This window comes from Lyngbya sp. CCAP 1446/10, from assembly GCF_026130175.1.
In the GTDB taxonomy this organism is placed as follows: Bacteria; Cyanobacteriota; Cyanobacteriia; order Cyanobacteriales; family Microcoleaceae; genus Microcoleus.
In genome coordinates this window covers 1-21,446 of the sequence record NZ_JAIGNI010000083.1, presented here as the reverse complement: position 1 = coordinate 21,446, position 21,446 = coordinate 1, and the positions used below count along the sequence as shown (strand labels likewise).

At 45.8% G+C, this 21,446-nt stretch carries 21 protein-coding genes; 13 read left to right on the top strand and 8 right to left on the bottom strand.

Going from position 1 to position 21,446, the window contains the following annotated elements; all coding sequences use genetic code 11:
* The first annotated feature begins 134 nt into the window (after positions 1–134).
* Positions 135–659, top strand: coding sequence for a DUF4330 domain-containing protein (locus K4039_RS24540; RefSeq protein ID WP_265239129.1), 525 nt, complete (start codon positions 135–137; stop codon positions 657–659).
* Positions 660–844: 185 nt separating this feature from the next.
* Here K4039_RS24540 and K4039_RS24535 read toward each other — a convergent pair whose 3' ends face one another.
* Positions 845–1,750: an alpha/beta fold hydrolase gene (locus tag K4039_RS24535; RefSeq protein WP_265239128.1), complete on the bottom strand. Its 906-nt coding sequence runs from the start codon at positions 1,748–1,750 to the stop codon at positions 845–847.
* Positions 1,751–2,318: 568 nt separating this feature from the next.
* Here K4039_RS24535 and K4039_RS24530 point away from each other — a divergent pair.
* Positions 2,319–2,897 carry a hypothetical protein gene (locus tag K4039_RS24530; RefSeq protein WP_265239127.1) on the top strand — a complete coding sequence of 193 codons (579 nt, stop codon included), beginning with the start codon at positions 2,319–2,321 and terminating at the stop codon, positions 2,895–2,897.
* On the opposite strand, the gene K4039_RS24525 is transcribed toward K4039_RS24530, so the two are convergent.
* Positions 2,865–3,794, bottom strand: a complete 930-nt coding sequence (locus tag K4039_RS24525) for a hypothetical protein (protein ID WP_265239126.1) — start codon at positions 3,792–3,794, stop codon at positions 2,865–2,867. The genes K4039_RS24530 and K4039_RS24525 overlap by 33 nt on opposite strands.
* 1,405 nt (positions 3,795–5,199) lie before the next feature.
* Between K4039_RS24525 and K4039_RS24520 the strand changes: the two genes are divergently transcribed.
* The 3 genes from K4039_RS24520 to K4039_RS24510 all read left to right on the top strand — a co-directional run bounded on the left by K4039_RS24520 (position 5,200) and on the right by K4039_RS24510 (position 8,708).
* Positions 5,200–6,105, top strand: coding sequence for an MBL fold metallo-hydrolase (locus K4039_RS24520; protein WP_265239125.1), 906 nt, complete (start codon positions 5,200–5,202; stop codon positions 6,103–6,105).
* 239 nt (positions 6,106–6,344) lie between these two features.
* The gene (locus K4039_RS24515) at positions 6,345–7,562 is read left to right on the top strand and encodes a bifunctional riboflavin kinase/FAD synthetase (RefSeq protein ID WP_265239124.1); all 1,218 of its coding nucleotides are present in this window, start codon (positions 6,345–6,347) and stop codon (positions 7,560–7,562) included.
* Between the two features lie 237 nt (positions 7,563–7,799).
* Entirely contained in the window at positions 7,800–8,708 is a 909-nt protein-coding gene (locus K4039_RS24510; RefSeq protein ID WP_265239123.1) for a MoxR family ATPase, read from the top strand.
* Positions 8,709–8,864: 156 nt separating this feature from the next.
* On the opposite strand, the gene K4039_RS24505 is transcribed toward K4039_RS24510, so the two are convergent.
* Both K4039_RS24505 and K4039_RS24500 read right to left on the bottom strand, forming a co-directional pair.
* Positions 8,865–10,079 (bottom strand): glycosyltransferase family 4 protein, encoded by a 1,215-nt coding sequence (locus K4039_RS24505; RefSeq protein ID WP_265239122.1) that lies wholly within the window; start codon positions 10,077–10,079, stop codon positions 8,865–8,867.
* Between the two features lie 517 nt (positions 10,080–10,596).
* The gene (locus tag K4039_RS24500; RefSeq protein WP_265239121.1) at positions 10,597–10,722 is read right to left on the bottom strand and encodes a hypothetical protein; all 126 of its coding nucleotides are present in this window, start codon (positions 10,720–10,722) and stop codon (positions 10,597–10,599) included.
* A gap of 234 nt (positions 10,723–10,956) precedes the next feature.
* On the opposite strand from K4039_RS24500, the gene K4039_RS24495 reads away from it, so the two are divergent.
* The gene (locus tag K4039_RS24495; RefSeq protein ID WP_265239120.1) at positions 10,957–11,283 is read left to right on the top strand and encodes an MgPME-cyclase complex family protein; all 327 of its coding nucleotides are present in this window, start codon (positions 10,957–10,959) and stop codon (positions 11,281–11,283) included.
* Positions 11,280–12,017 carry a hypothetical protein gene (locus K4039_RS24490; protein ID WP_265239119.1) on the top strand — a complete coding sequence of 246 codons (738 nt, stop codon included), beginning with the start codon at positions 11,280–11,282 and terminating at the stop codon, positions 12,015–12,017. Before K4039_RS24495 ends, K4039_RS24490 begins: the two co-directional genes overlap by 4 nt.
* A 350-nt stretch (positions 12,018–12,367) precedes the next feature.
* Here K4039_RS24490 and K4039_RS24485 read toward each other — a convergent pair whose 3' ends face one another.
* Together K4039_RS24485 and K4039_RS24480 are read right to left on the bottom strand one after the other, a co-directional pair.
* Complete coding sequence (locus K4039_RS24485; protein WP_265239118.1) at positions 12,368–14,458, bottom strand: serine/threonine-protein kinase; 2,091 nt, start codon at positions 14,456–14,458, stop codon at positions 12,368–12,370.
* A 347-nt stretch (positions 14,459–14,805) separates the two neighbouring features.
* Positions 14,806–15,741, bottom strand: a complete 936-nt coding sequence (locus K4039_RS24480; protein WP_265239117.1) for an NAD-dependent epimerase/dehydratase family protein — start codon at positions 15,739–15,741, stop codon at positions 14,806–14,808.
* A gap of 284 nt (positions 15,742–16,025) precedes the next feature.
* Between K4039_RS24480 and K4039_RS24475 the strand changes: the two genes are divergently transcribed.
* The 4 genes from K4039_RS24475 to K4039_RS24460 all read left to right on the top strand — a co-directional run bounded on the left by K4039_RS24475 (position 16,026) and on the right by K4039_RS24460 (position 18,512).
* Positions 16,026–16,712, top strand: a complete 687-nt coding sequence (locus tag K4039_RS24475; protein ID WP_265239116.1) for a bifunctional 2-polyprenyl-6-hydroxyphenol methylase/3-demethylubiquinol 3-O-methyltransferase UbiG — start codon at positions 16,026–16,028, stop codon at positions 16,710–16,712.
* Entirely contained in the window at positions 16,712–17,782 is a 1,071-nt protein-coding gene (locus K4039_RS24470) for an aromatic ring-hydroxylating dioxygenase subunit alpha (RefSeq protein ID WP_265239115.1), read from the top strand. The genes K4039_RS24475 and K4039_RS24470 overlap by 1 nt, the downstream gene beginning before the upstream one ends.
* A 78-nt stretch (positions 17,783–17,860) precedes the next feature.
* Positions 17,861–18,205: a type II toxin-antitoxin system RelE/ParE family toxin gene (locus tag K4039_RS24465; protein WP_265239114.1), complete on the top strand. Its 345-nt coding sequence runs from the start codon at positions 17,861–17,863 to the stop codon at positions 18,203–18,205.
* Complete coding sequence (locus K4039_RS24460) at positions 18,177–18,512, top strand: DNA-binding protein (protein ID WP_265239113.1); 336 nt, start codon at positions 18,177–18,179, stop codon at positions 18,510–18,512. Before K4039_RS24465 ends, K4039_RS24460 begins: the two co-directional genes overlap by 29 nt.
* 82 nt (positions 18,513–18,594) lie before the next feature.
* Here K4039_RS24460 and K4039_RS24455 read toward each other — a convergent pair whose 3' ends face one another.
* The gene (locus tag K4039_RS24455) at positions 18,595–19,065 is read right to left on the bottom strand and encodes a hypothetical protein (RefSeq protein ID WP_265239112.1); all 471 of its coding nucleotides are present in this window, start codon (positions 19,063–19,065) and stop codon (positions 18,595–18,597) included.
* 173 nt (positions 19,066–19,238) lie between these two features.
* Between K4039_RS24455 and K4039_RS24450 the strand changes: the two genes are divergently transcribed.
* Together K4039_RS24450 and K4039_RS24445 are read left to right on the top strand one after the other, a co-directional pair.
* Positions 19,239–19,586, top strand: a complete 348-nt coding sequence (locus K4039_RS24450) for a type II toxin-antitoxin system RelE/ParE family toxin (protein ID WP_265239111.1) — start codon at positions 19,239–19,241, stop codon at positions 19,584–19,586.
* Entirely contained in the window at positions 19,555–19,941 is a 387-nt protein-coding gene (locus tag K4039_RS24445; RefSeq protein ID WP_265239110.1) for a DNA-binding protein, read from the top strand. The genes K4039_RS24450 and K4039_RS24445 overlap by 32 nt, the downstream gene beginning before the upstream one ends.
* A gap of 74 nt (positions 19,942–20,015) precedes the next feature.
* Here the strand turns inward: K4039_RS24445 and coaBC are convergent, their stop codons facing one another.
* Positions 20,016–21,227: a bifunctional phosphopantothenoylcysteine decarboxylase/phosphopantothenate--cysteine ligase CoaBC gene (coaBC, locus tag K4039_RS24440; protein WP_265239109.1), complete on the bottom strand. Its 1,212-nt coding sequence runs from the start codon at positions 21,225–21,227 to the stop codon at positions 20,016–20,018.
* Positions 21,228–21,446 lie beyond the last annotated feature (219 nt).

Here is a 21,446-nt window from a genome sequence, read left to right as displayed (position 1 = left end):
TCTCCCCATCTCCCCATCTCCCCATCTCCCCCACTCCGCCACTCTCCAAGTCCTGCGGATTTTGGGCGATCGTTGTGGTAATATCTTTTGGCTTGTACAGATACTCCTGTCGCTGTCAGTCAATTAAGCGATTTATGAAAATTTTGGATTCTCAAGGCCGGTTGTTCGGTAAACTCAGCATTCTAGACGTAGGTGCCGCGATGATTGTACTGCTAGTTGCAGTCGGCATCTTCTTCTTTCCCGGCACTTCCGGCGGTTCCGTCGCCCAAGTCGGCGCTAGCATCAAACCTGTAGAGATCGATGCAATTGCGATCGGACTCAAAGGCACCAACTTTCCAGAATTGTTCAAAGCCGGCGATAAAATCAACGTAGTGATCCGCAACCAGCCCTCCGGTCAGATTACGATCAAATCCGTCAAAACTATCACCAGAACCCTAGCAGTTCCCCAGCCCAACGGCAGTCTCAAAGCTCTACCCGATCCCAGAGAAGAAGAATCCTTCAGCAGAAATATGATGTTTACCCTAGAGGGAAAAGGTCAACTGACTGAAAACGGCCCAGTTTTAGGAAATACCAAAGTCAAAATTGGCACTACCCTAGAACTTGAAGGCAAAAAATACATTTTCAATGCTAGCGTCATCGACGTGCGAGTCAAAGAATAGTCAGTTGACAGTTGTCAGTTGTCAGTTGACAGTTGACATTGGGAATTGGGAATTGGGAATTAATCTTCCTTCTTCCCTCTGACTTTTGACTTCTGACTTCAAGATCAATCCGTTAAATTCGTTAAAAAATCCGTTGCCTCACCTGCATCCGTTACATCCGCTACAGAATCCGCTGCCGAACTTCTTTACCCTTCCGAAAGCAACCTTAAATACTGCCGAATTAAACCAATAGTCACAGCCGGAACTTCCAACTGCGGAGTCAAACCCACATTTTCCAGAGTTTGAAAAACTTTGATTGCTTCCGGGTTGAGATTAGCCAACCGCTGGCCAATCTCCGGGCTAGTAAACTGAGATTTGTCACCCCAAATAATCGCAGTCGGCGTTGTTAGCTGAGTGATGTACAGCGACAAATCAAAACACAAATCTCCCCGCACAAAAGACAAGGCCGCATATTCTGCATTTGGTTCCAAAGCAGATTCCAGATAAGCATCGACAATTTCTTGGTAAACTCGACGGGAATCGGCAAATTGGCGTTGTTCTAAAAAGCTGCGAATACCCCCGTCTGTGGCGATGCCCGTACTGTAGAGCAATCGGTCTAAAATCGGCGTGTTGACTAGCTTCGCGAAGAAACTGCTGCCGTAATCCTGTCCGAAGTCCGATAAACCGCTGGGAATTGTCAAAATAAGGGATTTGAACAGATCCGGGCGGGCGATCGCAGCTCGAATCACGATCGCCCCCGTCAGCGAAGAAGCTATCACATCCGTCGGACTGCCGCAAGTTTTTTCTATAAATTCAATCAAAGTTGTGATATAATCCTCAACCTGATAATTTCTTGGCGGATGTTCCGATCGCCCCCAACCGATTAAATCCGGTGCTAAGACTCGATATTCCGCTGCAAAAGCCGGATAAACTTTCGACCATTCGTAGGCACTCGATCCGCCCCCAAAACCGTGAAAAAATACCAAATTCGGTAGATTTGCCGAATTTGAGTTCGGCAATCCGATCCAAGGCATTTTTTCGGCAGTGTAATATACCATTCTGCCGAGAGAAGTAACTATCGATCGCTGACCGAAGCCGAGAGGAACAAGCATAAATAAGCCTCAATCGCTATTAGATTTTAGATTTTAGTCCGCCGCCTGGTCTTTATTTAAAAAAATTGCAAAGCTGGCGTCGTTTTTGTAAAGATTCAGTATTGATTTCAATCTATTTTAGTACAAGTGAAACCTGAAACTACAGACAGCAACTAAGTTTTATGATTGGCGCGCTTCGGCTGTGCAGTTATCCTCACCCTTGCAAACTACTCCCGATCGGAGATAATAACAAAATGATGGGTGAGACCCCTCAACACAAAAAAGTCGGTTCGCCGACCCCGAAAGCAGGCACTCGGAAAGCAGGAGTATTAGATATCGCTTTTAAGCAAGGCAGGTTTTACAGCCGACAGCCAATCACGAATAATTAATCACCATATTTTACGGAACAGTGCCTTTTAAGGTCGAAGGTTTTTGTGGGAAGGCGGGCGATGGGTTTTCGATACCTCTGATTGCAGGGCAAGGCAATCGCGAGTCTCGCCATTCTAAATGCCAAAACACAATAAACAACTAATATCAGGGAGATCTACAAAAAATGCAACTGCTTAGGAAACGGGATCGCGAGGGTTTTATGGTTGATGCAAAAAGTCTTCTAGCTGACGGGTTTGCAGAATTTGATACTGCCTGTAGAAGCATGGATTTAAACGGCAAACAGTCATTTGTCGCCACTCCAGAACGATCGGGCGCAGGGTTAGATGCGCGATCGCGCGTCAGCGCACCGGCAATGGTTCGCCTAGCATTAGAAGACTTGAAATGCTTTGAAGTAGTAGAACAGCAGTTTGCCCATTGGGGAGTGACTTTTAGCAATGCCGTCGCCATCCAACCTTCAAACCCAGCATTTCTCACAGTTTCTGGGTCAACAGTGTTAATGGGAGCCCCAAAAAGCGGACTGATAGAAGTAACTTTCAAGTATCCAGTCCGTAGCGTTGCAGGACTTGTCACCAGTTCGCGGCGAACGGTTTTATCTGCTTCCGACATCAACGGCAACCTGATAGTTCAGGATGAAATGCCGGCGCCGAATCTGGCAGGGTCTAATTCTCCGATCGCCCCTAACACACCCCTGCGCGTCAAAGCCCCGAACATTCATCGCATTAGTTTTTATGCTTTTGACGGTCAGCTAATAGTCGATGACTTTATTTTTGGATTCTAAAACAATTCCATAAGTATCGTCCCAAGTCTGCAAACCTTCCAGAAGGGCATTGCGGACTAAAGCTTCGGGTTCCCGACTCAGCATCAGGCGAAAGCACTCAGCAGCGCGGGAACGAGTGCTCGAACTTTTGACAGAAGTCACACGGTGAAACCCACCCTGATTCACCAAATCAGTCATTTGTCGCACTGCAATCAAACGCTTCACGGGGTCAGCATCAGTCAAATCTGCGAAGATGCGATCGATCGCTGCTTCATCTTTTTTTGAGGCGCCCAGACTCAGCGCTTGGCGCAGCAACAGCCCTGCAATCGCGATCGTGCCAAAATTTTGCAAAATCAGGCTCAAAGCCATCCAGTGGCTCTGGGAGTCTTCCCAAATCGCCAAACTCATGTAAGCCCCCAAAGTAGCAATCCCGCCGGCAGCCACCGCTAAAACCAACCGGCGGTTCGGGCCCTCCCAAAATTGCTCGGCTTTCGATCGCAGCAATTGCCATTCCCCCGACTGCCCTCGGTAAACCATCATCATCGCTGCGATTCCCAGGCCTGTCGAAAACAATAACTGACTGTTCCACCACCCCCAAACTGCTGCCAAGGTAAAAGTAAAAGCCACCAGCCCACCTTTCGATCGACTCAAACGCGCTAGCAGCCACTTGAGAAAGGCGCTAGAAACCACAGGCGATCGAGTTCGATCGGTCTTGCCATCAACCCTCCGGCGCTTTTTTTCGGCAGTTCTGGGGATTTCCTGCGGGCGATCCTCTCGACTAAATGTCCTTAAAGCTCCAGCATCAGTCATTTCTAAGGACAAGTCGATGGATCGTCGCTGACCGAGTTCCCAAGTGCGATCGGAATCTTTCACTACCGTTTGATTCAGCTTGTCTGTAGTTTTTTTAAATTGATTCATACTTACTTTTTTTCACAAATAACTTTAAGTTATTTAGGCTTCTTTTGCACAGATTTTGATTTTTTCTAAACAAGAGTGTGAGACTTTATAATACCACAAATTCCAACTCGTGGTGAGTACCACAAATGCGTCGAATCCTGAGAAATAATTGCCTCAAAAAGAGTGATTGAAGATAGTTGGGAAAAGCACGACAGGTAGCGCGCGAATATTTCTGACTGATTCTTGAGAGCAAAGGCGATCGGAGTTGGGTACAGGCAAAAAACACAAAAATTGAAAATTTCAGAAATTTCGGGTATTTTGAGTGCTGGAATTCATCCGCCGAAAACTGCACGACGAAAATTTAGCCTTTTGCCAAGAGTCTGGGATCTCGCGCCCCCCGGTGTCATACCATTTTCGATTTTAGATTAAAGAATTGCAAAATTGGGAATAACTGACTGCGATCGTGGTTGGGATCGCGGGGCTACAGTTGAGGAGTGATCCTGCGATTAATCAAATAATACTGTTTGGATGCTGTTACCAGCACCTGCTGCTGTCCGTCCAGATCGCTATCAAGCAGTGAACCCAGCCTCATCTGCTAAGATTTTTGAATAAAATGTCGATCGCCCTCCCAAACTAGAACAAAAGTTGATTTGGAGTTGAGCGTTGCCAACAAATAGATGCGTTGCCATCAGCTATAATTTTTTCAGGTAGGGCATTAAGTTGGCACGACCTCGATCGAGTACGACCGCACAGTATTTCCTGTTTATTTGAGGGAGCGATCGGGCAAAAGTTCCAGTCAATCGGCAGCAGACAGCAATAGTTCCAAGGATGGCGGCATCGCCTGCCGAATAATCCTCTGGAAATCAACTTGACTGATGAGGTTCGTTAAATTAACAGCAGTCCCTCACACTTGGGGCAGGGGTTTGATGGGCCGATGGTCTCAAGTCCGTTAAAATTAACTGTAATTATTGTAGGGACTCGCAGTCACGCTCGATCGGCAATATCTGCCAAATATTGGCCTAAACGCGCCCAGGGACTGGATATTACGGTCGATCGACCGGACTAGATATCAAGCAACAGCACCAATAACCAACCGTGCTGGGGCGATCGGGAAGTGCAGAAGCCCGAAAACAGTGGCTGCCAGATGAGAATCAGGTAAAACTGCTACCCCAAAGTGTGTCTACAGGGGTTAGGCTAGTGAAGACAGAAAAAGAATAGTTACGATCAAGACTTGATCAGTCAACTTGTAATTTATTCCTCAGTTATCAAGCCCAACAGTTTTGCATTTTCTGGGAAGCGAGACTCTTGGCAATTCTCACAAGTGGGGAACTCGACCGTCAAAAAGCTTGGGTTTGATCGCACAAGCCCTTACTAATATGTAAATATCTTATCGATGGCTCGCCGGAACAATCTTGCAGGAAAACCCATGTCTAGTATGCAAAACCAATTTACGGTTCACTTCTGGGGCGTTAGAGGTAGCATAGCGTCTCCCGGAGCTGAAACAGTACGTTACGGGGGCAATACACCCTGTATAGAAATGCGAGTGGGTGACAGCCGCCTAATTTTCGATGGCGGTACTGGATTGCGGGTTTTGGGACAAACTCTCCTGTCGCAGATGCCTGTAGAAGCTCATATGTTTTTTACTCACTCCCACTGGGATCACATTCAAGGATTCCCATTTTTTGTCCCAGCTTTTGTCAAGGGCAATTGTTTTCACATCTATGGGGCTGTTGCTCCGAATAAGGCTACTATCCAGCAGCGGCTCAACGACCAGATGCTGCACCCCAATTTTCCGGTGCCCCTGCAAATTATGGGGGCAGACCTGAAATTTAACGATATCGAAGTGGGCAAACCGCTGGAAATCGGAGAGATTAAGGTGGAAACTGCTTTGTTGAACCATCCCGGAGAAGCTATGGGGTACCGCGTCAACTGGCGGGGATATGCGGCTGCTTACGTGACTGATACCGAACACTTTCCCGATCGTTTGGACGAAAATGTGCTGTATTTGGCTCGCGATGCTGAGGTGCTGATCTACGATGCTACTTATACGGATGAGGAGTATTATTCGGAAAAGTCTAGCAGGGTTGGTTGGGGACATTCGACTTGGCAGGAAGCCGTGAAGGTGGCAAAGGCTGCTAATGTCAAAAAGTTGGTGATTTTTCACCACGACCCGCTGCACAATGACGAGTTTTTAGACAAGGTGGGAGAGCAAGTGGCTCAAAGGTTCCCGAACAGTTTGATGGCGCGGGAAGGTTTGTCGTTACAGTTGCTGCCTCCTCATAACAAGGATTTGTCTGAACAGTCGGTGGAAGCGCCTAAAGTGCCTGTTTGATGGATTTGAGATTGCCAGATGGTTCTGAAATCTTGAGGCCTGAAATCTCCAATTAAAGCTAAGGCTGACCTCACTCAAAGACGGATACAAGCCCCGGCTTAAGTTGTAGAGAACCAAAAAGTTTAGATCGAAGTTCTAACTCCCAGATCGATTCTGTGGAGTCAAATCTAAAATCTAAAATCTAAAATCTAAAATCGACTGGCGATCGCAATCTGGCTAAGTGTGTCAAAATCTTAAGCGTGTGGATAACTTCTTCTTCTACCGCTGCTCTGACTCCAACTTCCGTTGCCTTGGGAAACTTTGATGGTTTGCACCTAGGGCATCGACAAGTTGTGCAGCCAATTTTAAATCGATCGCCTGGGTCAAGTTCTGCGACGGTTTCTCAAACGGATCAAAGCTGGCACTCACAGGCTGGCACAGATGAAAATTTTGTGGGCGAACATCCGGCGACATGGGACAACGACTCAGCAGCACTGCTTGAGAGATCCGACAACCGCCTGAATTTTGATGGTTCCATCGCGCAGACAAAAGCCGAGGGCAACAGCCTCTCTGGTCATAATTCTGCTGCGGGCGATCGGCTTTACGCTACTGTGGTGACATTCAATCCCCACCCGCAAGAATTTTTTACAGGTCAACCCAAAAAACTGCTGACGCCTCTGGCAGAAAAGGTAGAATTGCTCGCAGCAATGGGTGTTGAGCAACTTGTCCTGCTGCCGTTTGATCGAGAATTGGCGGCTTTGACTGCTGCTGAGTTTGTCGAGGAAATTCTGGTGCGACAACTGCAAGCGAGTCGAATTAGTGTGGGGGTTGATTTTAGGTTCGGACGGGGACGCGCTGGGACGGCTGTGGATTTGCAGTCGATCGCCTCTAGCTATGGTATTGATGTTGCGCTGATACCCCTGCACAATTGCGCTGAGGGCGATCGGATCAGCAGTTCCGCCATCCGCGAAGGTCTGGCATCCGGCGACCTCAGAAAAGCGAATAAGTTACTAGGGAGACCCTACAGTTTAGTCGGGACTGTAGTTGGCGGACAGCGGCTGGGGAGGACGATCGGATTTCCGACTGCTAATATCGAACTACCACCGGAAAAATTTTTGCCCTGTTTTGGCGTGTACGCGGTGCGAGTCTCGGTGAAGGATGGAGGCGGAATCATCAAAGATGAAAGTTCTTCCTATAAGTGGGAAAATCCCAAATCTCTAATTCCCGATCGATCATCAAATGTATCATTCATAAATGGGGTGATGAATGTTGGCCGCCGCCCAACGGTAGACGGCCTGCAACTCACTGTAGAAGTTCACCTGTTAGATTGGTCTGGAGATTTGTACGGTCAAACCTTGAGCGCAAGTTTGATAGAATTTTTGCGACCAGAACAAAAATTCGCTTCTCTGGATGCTCTAAAAAATCAAATTCAGGCAGATTGTGATGTTGCTAGAAAGGTGTTAGCTGCTAATGGTTAATAGACAAGATTGCCAAAGTCCTTTTAATCCAATTTTCGGACGGGCTAGAAGCCCATCCCACAAGGAAAATAATTGTGGGATGGGCTTCTAGCCCGTCCTAATTATCAATTCATTGTGTACAGTTTTGCTTGGGCGATTGAAATCGCTACTACACAAACGAAGTCCTAGCTGAGAGGAACTAGGAATAAAAGAACAAGCAATTGAACGACTAGCAATTAACAATTAAAAATCAGGGATATGAGAGAACATATTGAGCGGCTCAAACAAAATCTAGGCAAAACTATTGTCGGCAAAGCGGATGCTATTCGCTTGGTGCTAGTAGCCGTGCTTTCCGGCGGACACGCGCTGCTGGAAGATGTACCTGGTGTCGGAAAAACGCTGCTGGCGAAGTCTTTGGCGCGATCGATCGATGGGAAGTTTCAGCGGATTCAGTGTACTCCCGATTTGTTACCAACCGATATCACGGGTACTAATATTTGGAATCCTAGCAGCGGCAAGTTTGAGTTTTTGCCCGGCCCAGTTTTTGCTAATGTTTTGCTGGCGGATGAAATTAATCGGGCGACACCGCGAACTCAATCAGCTTTGCTGGAAGTGATGGAAGAAAAGCAGGTGACGGTAGATGGAGTTTCTCGGAATGTTCCAGCGCCGTTTTTTGTGATTGCGACTCAAAACCCGATCGAATATCAAGGCACTTTTCCGCTACCGGAAGCGCAGATGGATCGGTTTACGTTGTCTTTGACTTTGGGCTATCCGGCTGCGCTGGAAGAGTTGCAAATGTTGGAACGGCTTTCTGATACTTTTACAGTTGAGGATTTGCAGCCTTGTATTTCTTTGGAAGAGGTGCAGGAATTGCGCCGTTTGTGCGCTGGTGTGAAGGTGGAAGGTTCTTTGAAGCAGTATATTGTTGATTTGGTGCGATCGACTCGCGAGGATGAAGAGATTACTCTGGGCGTGAGTCCCCGTGGTGCGGTAGCTTTGCACCGGGCATCTCAGGCTTTGGCGTTTATTTCGGGGCGGGATTATGTTACCCCGGATGATGTGAAGGAATTAGCACCGCACGTACTTTCTCATCGGTTGATTCCGGCGGGGGGAAGGAGGGCGAAGACGATTGTTGATAAGTTGTTGAGATCTGTTCCTATTCCTTAAAAAGCTTGGAATCGGCGGTTGAAACCGCGTCTACACAAACAATGTCCGCCTCCGCGGACTAAAGAGAAGACGGCGGTTTTAACCGCCTTTGTCTTCAGCCCGCGGAGGCGGGTTTTGTCTTTATCGACGCGGTTTCAACCGCCCGGTCTTCTTATCTTATAATGATTGTTCAATAGATCCTTGAAACAGCGCTACTAATTTTTTTGCTTCTAAATCCACATTGTGTTGTTTCGCTACCCGTTCTGCTCCTGTTTTCCCCATTTCTTCTAGCTTTTCTAAAGGTGCTTCCAATGCCGCGCGCATCGCCACAGCTAATGCTTGTACGGAACCGGGAGGAACTAACCAACCGCAAACACCGGGTTCTACGAGTTCCGGGATACCAGCAACATAAGTGCTAATTACAGGTCGATTGAGAGCGAGGGCTTCCATAATTACGACGGGTAAACCTTCGGCAAAACTCGGCAATACCATTGCGCGGGAAGCTAAAATTTCTTGCTGAACTCGATCGCCACTAGCCCAGCCGGTAATTTCTATATAATTTTGCAGGCCGAGTTGTGCAATCTGCTGTTCAATTTCAGCCCGTAGCGGGCCGTCTCCGACAAATACCAATTTAAACTCCAAGCCTTCAACTGCTAGCTTGCTGGCGGCTTCTAGCAGTAGCAAATGACCTTTTTGTTCGCTGAGCCTGCCGACACAAACTAAGCGGGGTGCTGCGGGTATGGGGATGTGGGGGTGAGCTAAAAATGCTGCATCGACGCCGCAGTGTATGACGTGGATTTTTGACCAATAAGTGCGATCGCACCACCGAAAAAGCTGACTTTTGCCGAAGGAACTAACTGCTGCTACAAAGGTCGATCGTTTAATTTTTTCATCTAAGGAAAGAAGTGTAGCTTTATCAAATTCTTCAGGGCCGTGAACCGTGAAACTGTAAGTAGGGCCGCCCAGCACGCGACATAACATTGCAACAGTTGTGGAATTTGTACCGAAGTGAGCATGAACGTGAGTTGTACCGGATTCTGCAAACCAATTTAAAAGAATGCAAGCTTCTGCTAAATAAGCTAGATGCAGCAAAATCCCGCGTTCTGAGTGTAAGCCCACTTTGAACATTAAGCGCAAAGCTTGGAGGAATCGAATTGGTCTAGTTGCGGCAGTGCGGAGTAAACCCCATGCTAAGCCCTGTACGCCAACTCCTAGGATGACTTTGGTGAGTTCTTGTTCTTGTTTGTCTGCCCCGTCTACGAGTTCTGATTCGCAGGATCTGATGGAGTAACGCCCGACTTTGATGCCGCAAGTTTCGACGGCTAGGAGTTCTCTGCGGACGAAGCTGTGGCTGACTTTGGGGTATTGGTTGACTAGGTAGGCGATGTTCATGAAGGGGGAGAAATTTTTATGGTAAAGCTCTAGATTAGTCTAGCTTTATGGATGTGCGGGGCGATCGGAATATCCGTTTTTTTTTCAAAAGTCCAATTCATGAAAGCTTGAGGCAAAATTTTAGATGTTTATTTCAGTTGACAGTTGACAGTTGACAGTTGACAGTTGATAGCGACCTCTCCCGGTCAGGAAGAGGATTGGAGTAAGGAATAGTCTTCTTTTAATTTCTCCCTAGAAGAGAGAGGCTTTAAACCAATTCTTTCTGGTCAACTATTTAGTTGCTGTTTGAATGTTTGCAGATTGTCAAAAGATTTGTCAACCTCCGCGAAGTCGAAGAATTTACAACTTGTACTGAGCAAAGCAGAAGTATCTCAACCTGTACCTCATATTTTTGATAAAGGCTATATCTGGCAGTTTACCATCTTCAAATACATACTGCTTAACCTTAATGACACCGCCGTAAACTCAACCAATTTTTCCCGGCATATTTCACAAATTTGGGTATTTATTTTGCAAATCAGTAATTGTTTCTGGAAAATCTGCTGGGGAGAAGTTCCCGAATGCGATCGACAATTTCCCCCACATCCGCCGGCACTTCCTCCCCAGAAGTCAACGCCCGCGCATTTCCTACAATTTTAGACAAAATCAACCGCCATAAAAAAAATCTCCTCAACTCCCGCAACCCCTCACATCAATCATTTTTCAGACACAACTTGCTCTACATCTACCAAGATGGCAGCAAATAAGGTAAAGTAAACGGCACAAGAGTTTAGAACTCTCAAACTGCCGCAACTCGGCAAACCGCCCCTACCCAAACAAAAATCGCCGGTAGAGGTGACATTAACCGTTAACTGCTAACCCCTAACAACCGACAAAAATGCAAACCTACTACTACGTTTTAGCCAGCCAACGCTTTTTGCTAGAAGAAGAAGCCCTTGATGAAGTGTTTAAAGAAAGAAATCGCAATTACAACGAACAAGAAAAACAAATAGATTTCTGGTTGGTCAAACAGCCAGCTTTTCTAGAAGCGCCGACAATGGCACAAGTCAAAGCAAAATGCCCTCAACCGGCAGCAGCCATTATTTCCATCGATCCTGTTTTCATTACCTGGTTGAAACTCCGATTAGAATATGTACTGACAGGTGAGTTTCAAGCACCGTCAGCAAATATTCCCGATGCCCTCGCATCGCTACAGACAGCATGAATCAACTAGCAAAAGAATCTACAGCCAAGCTAGGAAAAATAACGGGGAAATTGTACAAAATTTTTGTCTCTCTTCCCCTATTTTCTGCTACGACGATCGCTCTTTTGACCTTGACAATTTTATCGAGTTCTGTTAACGCTCAGTCGAGCTGCGAACCGCCACTGTCCGACGAATATCTACTGTTAATTGTCACCAAAACACCGGAACAGCAAGAAAGAGCAAAACGCTCTTTTCCCGGAAATACTGATAATACAGTGTGTCGGTACATCAACGATACGGTGACGCGAGTTGGTGGCTTTCGCGACTCGCAAATCGCTAGCGATTGGGTTAAATACATCAAAGATATTGTGGGATTGCAAGCTTATGTAGTTCGATCGCCCGCAGCATCATTACCCCAAAATCTGCCAGTCTACAACCCCCAGCCCGCACCAGGTTCAGAACCAATCGCCAATCCCCAGACGGGCAATCTTGCGTTCAATCCCCAAGCCCTCGGCCCCGGTTACGCCGTGTTAGTAGATTACTTCAATCAACCGGAATTAGCCGCCCAAGTCAAGCAAGCATTAGGTACGCCAGTAGGCTTAGCTTCCTACGGCCAACGTCCCTTTTTATTCGTCGCTTATACAACGGATCAAAACGCTGCTACGGCGGCGGTAAAAGCATTGAGCGATCGAGGTTTTTGGCCGATGTTGGTAGACAGTCGCCGTGTCACTGTAATTAGTCCTGCTGTTAGGTAAAAGTAGATCAGATGACGGTTAAAACCGCGTCTATTTAAACGATGTCCGAGATGCAGACGGCGAATGGAATTCGCGCCTACACAAACGATGTCCGAGATCGGACGTACGGTTGAAACCGCATCTACACAAACGATGTCCGGATGGTGCGCGGACTAAAGAAAATAACGTAATTTTCACGGTCAATTCTTCAACCCGCGTCGGCGGGTTTTGTTTGTATCGACGCGAATTCCATTCGCCCGGTTTTCTTCAACCCGCGTCGGCGGGTTTTGTTTGTATAGACGCGAATTCCATTCGCCCAGTTTTCTCGTATAGACGCGAATTCCATTCGCCCGGTTTTCCTAATTAACAATTTACGGTTTTTGGGGCGGCTGTGGGCTAATTCCGGGCTGACTTTCGGCCCGTTTTTTTGCTTCGATTGCGGCTCCGTAATCGGGTTTGTAGCGAATTGCTTTGTCGTAGGAGGCGATCGCATCTCCGAATCTTTTCACCGCTACCAGGGCATTACCCCGGCTGTACCACGCCTCCGAGTAATCTGGCTTGACATAGACGGCTTCGTTGTAAGAGGCGATCGCATCTTCGTACCGCTGCAAATTGTACTGAGCATTACCTTTATTGTACCACGCTTGAGATTCTTTCGGGTTCAAATCTAAGGCTTTGCTGTAACACTCAATAGCTGCTTCGTATTTGCGTAATTCATGGTAAGACCAGCCTAAATTATACCATGCTTGAGAAGAATCAGGTTTTAATTTAACAGCTTTTTCGTAAGATTCTACCGCTTCTTCATGCCTCCGCATTTTCAGCAAAGCGATGCCTTTACTGTACCAGGCTTGATAAAAATTTGGCTGAAACCGCACGGCTTTTTCGTAGGCTTCCAAAGCTTCTTGATTTTTGTTCAACTCTAGGAAAACATTGCCTAAATTGTACCAAGCATCAGAATTGTCGAATTTGATTTCAACTGCTTGTTGATAGGATTCTACCGCGCGATCGTACTGTTTTAAATTTTGGTAAGCTTGCCCCCGATTGTACCAAGCCTGGTACAAATTAGGCTGAAATTGTACCGCTTTTTCGTAGGAGGCGATCGCCTCTTCGTACCGCTGCGAGTCTAACAGAGCATCGCCTCTGCCTTCCCAGGCTGCGGGATAGTCGGGCTGGATTTTCAAAGCATTGTCAAAAGATGCGATCGCCTCCTTTGACTGTTGCAACTTATCCAAAGCATAACCACGTCCCGTCCAAGCCTCCAAATATTCCGGCTTTAATTCTATTGCTTTATCATAGGCTGATTGTGACTCCTTATATTTTTTCAATTCATATAAAGTTTTAGCTTTTTCCTGCCAAACTTCCGCGTAGTCAGGCCGGAGAGTTATTGCTCGATCGTAAGCTGCCAGAGCTTCTTCAAATTTGCTTAAATTGTAAAGAGTAATCCCTCGGTTATGCAAGTCAGTTGCATTGGCAGAATTAAAAGTATTGACACCATAAATTGATGCTATAATACTCATGCCAATCAAACTGGCGATAGTCCCGATTTTAAAATACAGTTTTCGGCGCGGTTTGTGCGGCTTTTTCGCAGCAACTGGAGGCAATACCGGAACAGTACCGCTGAAAGATTTTTTCAATTCTTTAATAGCTTCCAGCGTTTCGCCCGCACTCGAATAACGCTGCCTAAAATCGTATTTTACCATCCGATCTAAAATTTTCGCAAATTCAGGACTAACCGATGCTTTATCCTGCCAAATAATTTCCTCTGTATTCGGATCTTTTGCCATTTGGTGCGGAGTTATGCCAGTGAGGCATTGAATTGCGATCGCACCTGTGGCATAGATATCGCTGCTGAGTTTGGGATTGCCGTGAGCTTGTTCGCTGGGCATATAACCGGGAGTACCGATACTCACGCTCAAGCTATTCTTGGGCTGAGGATTAGTAATTTGAGTAGTAATTTCCTTGACTGCACCGAAGTCAATTAACACTAACTTATTATCTCGATTTCGGCGCAGGATATTGCGGGGATTGACATCACGGTGAATTACATTTTGCTGGTGGACAAAATCTAAAATTTCCAGAATTTCTTGCAATATACAAATAACTTGATCTTCCTTCATCCCTCCGGCATTTCCCGGAGAAGCGGGCGTGATTTCTTGACTTAAATCATGGCCTTCGATAAATTCTTGAACGAGATAAAACTCTTGATTTTCTTCAAAGTAAGCAAAAAGTTGCGGAATGCGATCGTGATTTCCCAACTTGTGCAAAACCTGTGCTTCCGTATTGAACAAACGTCTTGCTATTTGTAGAGTTTCTGGATCGGTTGCTTGAGGTTTAAGCTGCTTGACGACGCAAAGGTGATTACCTGGTAGTTGCTTATCTTCAGCTAAATAAGTTTGAGCAAATCCGCCGCCTCCCAAGTGACGGATAATGCTGTAGCGTGTGCCGAGTGTGATTCCAAGCATGAAATTTACCTGATATTTCCGAGTTTTTCTCCCCTTTCGGAGTAAAACAAGGGTTGGGGGAGAGGTTTTGCATTTGATTCAGTTTAACTAATTTGCGATCGGCTTTACAGCAGAAAGTCTGTCAAAATACCAGTATATTCTGCTGACAAGTGGTAAAGTCGTCGGCGAATCATCTTTGCTTTGAAAGTTCAGATGCGTAGGGTGCTTATGGGCGCACCTTACTTTTATTTAACATGGTTTAGACGCATGGGCTAGAAACCCGGTTTCTACGAGTTTTACGAACAGTAACGAGAAATATACGAAGAAACCGGGTTTCTGAGGTTAGCGTGTGCAAGTCTAATTTTACTTTAAACAGCCTTCAAAATCTCATCATCAACTGAAAAATCTATCTCTGCTTTGTCCCTTCCCGAAACGACATAATCATTCTGAAAAGAATCTTTCAATCCAGAAACTAAGTCGAATTCGGGTTTCCAGTTAAGCTCGGTGACAGCTTTATTAACTGAGGCAAAAAAGTGCTGCAATCTCATCGGGAAAGCTTTCTTTTTGCCAAATTCAAATTGTTTCGGATCGTAGTGTACAATCTTAATAGCATCGGGTGATTTGCCGGCAGCTTGGATGCAGGCGCGGGCTAAACCGTCAAAGGTGACAAATCGATCGCCCGAAACGTTATAAATTTGCCCGATCGCCCTTTCATTCCCCAAAACCGCCGCCATTGCCATCGCCAAATCCTGACAATGCCCTAACTGCGTGAAGTGCATCCCGTTACCAGGAATCGGAATCGGGCGATCGCGCGCAATGCGATCGAAAAACCAAGCCTCCAAATCGTTATAATTTTGAGGGCCATAAATGTAAGTCGGGCGAATCGAAGTCCAAGGCAAACCGGACTCGGCCAAATAATTTTCCGTGTCGCACTTACCCAAATGTCGGCTTTTCGGATCAGTAGCGTCCCCTTCAATATGAGGCATTTGATCGGATTTCAAATAAACCCCCGCAGAGCTCATGTAAACAAAGTGCTGCACCCGCCCCTTAAATATCTCAGCTAAAGGCTTTGTATCGCTCAGTTCCCGACCGTTGTTGTCAAAAACCGCGTCAAACTCAACCGCCGATAATTTTTCTTGCAATTGCTCGACATTTGTGCGATCGCCCAAAATCTGTTTCACCCCCGCAACCGGTACAGGCTTACTACCCCGGTTAAACAACACCACCTCATGCCCTTGTGCTGCTAAAATTTTACTAAGATAAACCCCGATAAACCGAGTGCCGCCCATCATTAAAATTCGCATTATTTCCGATGCTCCTTACAGTTAGTGTAAATATCTTACAATAAAGCGAGTATCTTGCTTTGCTAACAGTTGAAAATCCATTAAATAGGTAAGGACAAAAAAACACAGTATCTACAACCTACTATTGTTTTTTCGCAATGATCTATTGATCAAATTGGTTTGTAGTCCTGAGTGCACTGCCTTCGGAAAAATATAATTCCGATGTCCGGGGAAACTGTTGATAATCGGTGTTTATCCGCGTACATTTGCGGTTAAAATATAAAATGAATTTCAGGTAAAAATCAATGCTAAAAAGTAACCGAAAAATTTGCAATAAATCTGTAGCCTTTGATATTTTTGCAACAGAATATGATTTCGCTGCCACCTTGCAAAGCCAGAACGATTTCTTTATTGAAAACCTATCTGACAGCAAAGGTGCAGCATTAGATATTGGCTGCGGTTCGGGAATTTTGGCTTTTGAATTAGCCAAGTATTACGATAATGTCGTGGCCGTCGATGTCTCAGCAAAAATGCTAGAGATCGCCAGTCAAAAACGCTCAGCCCCCAATATCGAATACATCCAAATGGATGCTAGTCAATTAGCGATCGATCGCCAATTTGATTTAATAGTTAGCGCTGCCACTTTTCACCACATACCCAACCTCCCCGCCACCCTCTCAGTCATTAAAAATTTGTTAAATCGGCAGGGTAAAGTCGTCTTTTTAGATAATGTATCTGAAGTTGAAACACCTGCTACACTCGGCTACATAATAGGTGCAGTAAGAGATTTTATGCCCGACTGTTCTAAATACGGGTTTCGCAATGCTTCAAGATTATTAAAATTTAGATTGTCGCCAAGCTGGTTGCAGCATTTAGCTAGCGACAGGTATTTGTCAGAAGGGAGATTTAAAAAAATTTACGGCCGTTGCTTTCCCGGCTGTTATTTTGTAAAATTGGATTGTTTTATGGGCGTGATTTGGGAAAATCTGTAATGCAAAACAACGGGATAAAATCAGTATCTGCGCGGAAAAAAAATAGTCACATCCGCGAGTTGAGCATTAATTTGGAGCAATGGTACGCAGTCGCCCGCAGCACAGAGGTACAGAGTCAGCCACTACCTGTGATATTGTGGCATCGGGCGATCGTGCTTTTCCGCGACAGTGCAGGCAAAATCAACGCTTTAGAAGACAGGTGCCCGCACCGACAAGTCAAACTCAGCCACGGCAAAATTAAAGGCGATTTAATCGAATGCGCTTACCACGGATGGCGACTAAATGCAATGGGAGAATGCGCCCAAGTCGATTATTTAGCAGACAATCAAAAGCTACCTAACTGCAAAATTCACTCCTATCCAGTCCAAGAACAAAACGGTTTTATTTGGCTGTTTCCCGGCGATGAAACCAAAGCTAAAAAAATAGATTTACTGGATTTACCAGAGTGGGAACATCTCAATTATATTGCCACAGTTTCAGTCATCGACTGTCAGGCACACTATTCATTTTTAATTGAAAACTTGATGGATATGTACCACGGACATTTGCACGAAGATTTGCAAGCTTGGGCAAATCCAGTATTAGATACTTTAGTAGAAGACGAGCATCAAGTAACAGCTCGCTATCAGGCACAAAGTTATTACAAAATAGATAAAATTTGGTCAATTTCCCAGTTGTTTTTTAAATCTCTGCGCCGACTTCACCCGGAACCGCTGGAGGTGAGTTATGTTTACCCGCATTGGGTTTCAACTTTGGGAAGCGACTTTAAGATTTACTGCTTAGTTTGTCCGGTAAGCGAGACAGCAACTCGCGCTTATTTAATTCATTTTACCTCATTAAATGCGTTTTGGCGGCTGCACAAATTGCCTGTTAGGTTTCGCAGGTTTATCAAAGATAGTTGTTTCGGTGCGGCTCAAAAATTATTAGATGGTTTGGTGCGGCAGGATGTGTTAATGATTGAAGAAGAACATCAGGCTTTTTTGCAGAATTCGGAAAGAAAGAGTTACGAATTAAATCGGGCGTTGGGGAGTGTGCAGAAGTTGATGAGAAGTCAGGCGGAAAATGGGTAATTCAGCCACAGATTTAAACCTGTGGCGGGACTAATCAAACCAGCCTGCACAGGCTAATATATAGATTTAACTAAAAGCATGGAAGTACAACCGAGGGAAATTAGGCGTTATATTATAAGTGATGGCAGAGTTCCTTTTGCCGAGTGGATCGATTCCCTGCACGATCGCAATACCAGAGCTAAAATTAACAATAGGCTAAAACGAGTAAGTCTTGGCAATCTGGGAGATTATCGTTCAGTAGGAGGAGGAGTTTTTGAGCTGAGAATTGACTGGGGCCCAGGCTACCGCGTCTACTTCGGACAAATCGGATTAACAATTGTGCTTCTCCTCTGCGGGGGCGATAAAAGCACTCAAGATCGAGACATTCTCAAGGCTAAGGAGTATTGGGCAGAATATGAACAACGTGACAGCGCAAACCAGTGATAGCTGGCTAAATGCACTAATTGAATCGCTAAAAAACCCCGCCGAAGCTGCGGCTTACCTGAGTGTGGCTTTAGAAGCGGAATCACCGGATTCTCAACTGCTGCGGGCGGAATTTCAAGACGTAATTGATGCGCGTTTGCGGGCGAACAATCTCTCAAAGCCAGCTAAGGTGCACCACGAAAAACTAGATAAAATTATTTCCGAAAGTGGCGCTGATGAAATTTACACTTTGATCGCGTTATTGGATGCGCTAGGATTTAGGCTAAGAGTTATTTTAAAAGAAGATGAATTGGCGATCGGGGAATGAAACCGATCGCACATCTGCGTTAATCTGCGCTAATCTGCCTTAATCAGCGGTCAAAAAAATCACTCATCTAGCAGCAAAAACCTTACTTTTTAGCCCGCTGCTGCTGGTAAACGCTGACAACCTTATCCGCAAAAGTAGCAGTTGCGCCACTTTTGCAAGCTGCGGATTCCCCAGTCATCCACCAGCAAGCGGCGCGGCGTACAGCGGTTAATTCATTGTTGCTGCTAGCTTTGTATTCGTCGCGCAGCAAATCGCCCACGATACAGGTAACAATTGATTTGGCTTTTGTCGCGTCGGCTTCAAATTGTTGCGGTGTTAAATCTTGTTTGGTACAAAATTTTGCCCAGCGGGAAATATTGTTGGGTAAAACTTGCCACTGACTGTACATTCCGTCATTTGCGGTTTGCGGCGGCGCGGCTTGTCGCAGCGCTTCTACGAGGGCGGAAACTTGCGCGTCGGTGACTGCTGCGGCGGCTGGAAGTGTTTGCAATCCGAGGCTAATTATTAGGCTTCCGAATAGTAGATTGGTTTTTGCGATCGATTTAAAATTCATTGACAATCCCTGTTTGATTTAAACTTTGTTTCCTCAAACAAGGTTTACTATTTTGTTGGTAGAATGCCTCTGTCTTAAGTATGATTTGCTTTGTGAATGCGGTGGCGATTCCCTACGGGATAGCTACGCCGCGCGTGCTTATTATAGAAATTGGCAAAGATTAAGATAAAATCATGGAAGTACAACCCAGGGACATTCGACGTTACATCCGACCAGATGGCAGGATTCCGTTCTTAGAGTGGTACTATTCCCTACGAGATAGCAAAGCCCAAGTTAAGATTGATGCAAGGCTTGAGCGAGTTATCCTCGGCAATTTCGGGGATTATAAGTCAGTAGGACAAGGAGTTTTTGAACTCAGGATCAACTACGGCCCGGGCTACCGGATTTATTTTAGACAAGTAGGAGAGACAATTGTACTTCTCCTCTGTAGTGGGGATAAAAGTACCCAAGAACAAGATATTCTCAAAGCGAAGGAGTATTCAGCAGACTATGAAAGAAATGAAAATGCCGACGAGCGATAGCTATTACGAGTCTCTCATTGAATCTCTCAAAGATGCTGAACACGCTGCTGGATTTATCGGGGCTATCTTGGAAGAAAAAGACCCTGAATCCGCACTCCTGAGAAATGCCATCAGAAAGGTGATTGAGGCTAGAATCAGGATGAATGCTCTTTCGGAGTCAGCAAAAGAATATCACGAAAAGCTCGATCAGATGCTGACAGAAAGTGGAGGTGCGGAAATTTATAGTTTGGTAGAATTGCTGGAAGTGTTAGGATTTAAACTAGAAATTAGTGTCGCAGATATTGAGTTGCCGGCTGAGTCAGAATCAACGGAATTTATGGAATTAGAATTATCCCCAGAAACTGCTAATTTATAACAATTTTATTAGGTTCGTAGTGAGGACTTCAGTCCTTTCTATTTGCGTTTAGTCAAGAAGGACTAAAGTCCTCACTACGAACCTCGTCTTTCCGTTACAAAATCTAACAATCTGTGAGCCATTTCTAGCTTGCTGCAATGTGCTATTTCTACTTGCTTGCCGGCGGCATTAATTAATATTGCTTGATTGGTATTGCTGCCGAAACCTGCGCCTATTTGATCGATCGGGTTTGCCGCGATCGCATCCAGCATCTTAGCCCGCAATTTCTCCAATGCAGGCTTGACAATATCCCCAGTTTGTGCTGCAAACCCGATGAGCTTTTGGTGCGGCTGTTTCAAGCTTCCCAACTCTGCCACAATATCCGCTACCGGTGCTAATGGTAAAGAATTGGGGAGCGATCGCTTCGGCAACTTCTCACTGCTGTACTCAGCCGGTTTCACATCCGCCACCGCCGCCGCCATCACCGTCAAATCCGCATCCAGAAAGCATTCCAGCATCGCCTGCCGCATTTCTTGTGCACTCGTAACTGCGATCGCCCGCACGCCTGACCACGGCAATTCCCCAGTTATACTGTGTACCAGCGTCACCGTCGCCCCTCGATGCTGTGCAGCTTGCGCCAAAGCTATGCCCATTTTTCCCGTCGAAGGATTGCCGATAAACCGCACCGGATCTAAGTGTTCCCGCGTTCCTCCCGCGCTGATTAACACCCGTTTTCCCGCTAAATCTCGATCGCCCTTCGTATACAAAAGCGACTCAATATGAGGCAAAATCTCACCAGGTTCTGCCATTCTACCGACACCCGCGCGATCGCACGCCAGCATACCCGCCCCCGGATTCGCAACATGATAGCGCCGATAAATCAACACTTCCCGCCAATTCCGCTGCACCGCCGGCTGTTCCCACATATCCGTATTCATCGCCGGTGCCAGCAAAATTGGGCAAGTAGAAGCTAACACAGTATTTGTCAGCAAATTATCAGCAAAACCCCCCACCAACTTAGCCAAAGTATTAGCAGTCAGAGGAGCAATCACAAAAACTTCTGCCCATTCTCCCAGTTGAATATGCAGCGGGCGGCCGTGATTTGCTTGCCAAAAATCCTTGTCAGTAAAAGCAGGATGGCGGGAAAGAGTAGCAAAAGTCAAAGGCGTTACAAACTCCCCAGCCGCCTCAGTAACAATCACTTTAACATCAGCTCCAGCCTTCGCCAAAGTTGAAACTACTTCGCAAACTTTATAAGCCGCAATCCCGCCACTAACACCGATTAAAATTCGTCTGCCTTTCACCATAGTATTTTAGATTTTAGATTTTAGTTCAAACAGGACTTACGTATAATATTACGTGCTATAAAATTGGTTTGTAGTGAGGACTTTAGTCCGCATCTATGAAGGACTAAAGTCCTCACTACAAACCTTTTGTTATTTTCTCATAAATACGATTTTAGATTTTATGTTTTAGTTCAAACAGGACTTACGTATAATATTACGTGCTATAAAATTGGTTTGTAG

Excerpts from the sequence above, each read along its gene's own strand:
- K4039_RS24540 (WP_265239129.1), top strand. The coding sequence starts at position 135 with ATGAAAATTTTGGATTCTCAAGGCCGGTTGTTCGGTAAACTCAGCATT.
- K4039_RS24535 (WP_265239128.1), bottom strand. The coding sequence starts at position 1,750 with ATGCTTGTTCCTCTCGGCTTCGGTCAGCGATCGATAGTTACTTCTCTC.
- K4039_RS24530 (WP_265239127.1), top strand. The coding sequence starts at position 2,319 with ATGGTTGATGCAAAAAGTCTTCTAGCTGACGGGTTTGCAGAATTTGAT.
- K4039_RS24525 (WP_265239126.1), bottom strand. The coding sequence starts at position 3,794 with ATGAATCAATTTAAAAAAACTACAGACAAGCTGAATCAAACGGTAGTG.
- K4039_RS24520 (WP_265239125.1), top strand. The coding sequence starts at position 5,200 with ATGTCTAGTATGCAAAACCAATTTACGGTTCACTTCTGGGGCGTTAGA.
- K4039_RS24510 (WP_265239123.1), top strand. The coding sequence starts at position 7,800 with ATGAGAGAACATATTGAGCGGCTCAAACAAAATCTAGGCAAAACTATT.
- K4039_RS24505 (WP_265239122.1), bottom strand. The coding sequence starts at position 10,079 with ATGAACATCGCCTACCTAGTCAACCAATACCCCAAAGTCAGCCACAGC.
- K4039_RS24495 (WP_265239120.1), top strand. The coding sequence starts at position 10,957 with ATGCAAACCTACTACTACGTTTTAGCCAGCCAACGCTTTTTGCTAGAA.
- K4039_RS24490 (WP_265239119.1), top strand. The coding sequence starts at position 11,280 with ATGAATCAACTAGCAAAAGAATCTACAGCCAAGCTAGGAAAAATAACG.
- K4039_RS24485 (WP_265239118.1), bottom strand. The coding sequence starts at position 14,458 with ATGCTTGGAATCACACTCGGCACACGCTACAGCATTATCCGTCACTTG.
- K4039_RS24480 (WP_265239117.1), bottom strand. The coding sequence starts at position 15,741 with ATGCGAATTTTAATGATGGGCGGCACTCGGTTTATCGGGGTTTATCTT.
- K4039_RS24475 (WP_265239116.1), top strand. The coding sequence starts at position 16,026 with ATGCTAAAAAGTAACCGAAAAATTTGCAATAAATCTGTAGCCTTTGAT.
- K4039_RS24470 (WP_265239115.1), top strand. The coding sequence starts at position 16,712 with ATGCAAAACAACGGGATAAAATCAGTATCTGCGCGGAAAAAAAATAGT.
- K4039_RS24465 (WP_265239114.1), top strand. The coding sequence starts at position 17,861 with ATGGAAGTACAACCGAGGGAAATTAGGCGTTATATTATAAGTGATGGC.
- K4039_RS24460 (WP_265239113.1), top strand. The coding sequence starts at position 18,177 with ATGAACAACGTGACAGCGCAAACCAGTGATAGCTGGCTAAATGCACTA.
- K4039_RS24455 (WP_265239112.1), bottom strand. The coding sequence starts at position 19,065 with ATGAATTTTAAATCGATCGCAAAAACCAATCTACTATTCGGAAGCCTA.
- K4039_RS24450 (WP_265239111.1), top strand. The coding sequence starts at position 19,239 with ATGGAAGTACAACCCAGGGACATTCGACGTTACATCCGACCAGATGGC.
- K4039_RS24445 (WP_265239110.1), top strand. The coding sequence starts at position 19,555 with ATGAAAGAAATGAAAATGCCGACGAGCGATAGCTATTACGAGTCTCTC.
- coaBC (WP_265239109.1), bottom strand. The coding sequence starts at position 21,227 with ATGGTGAAAGGCAGACGAATTTTAATCGGTGTTAGTGGCGGGATTGCG.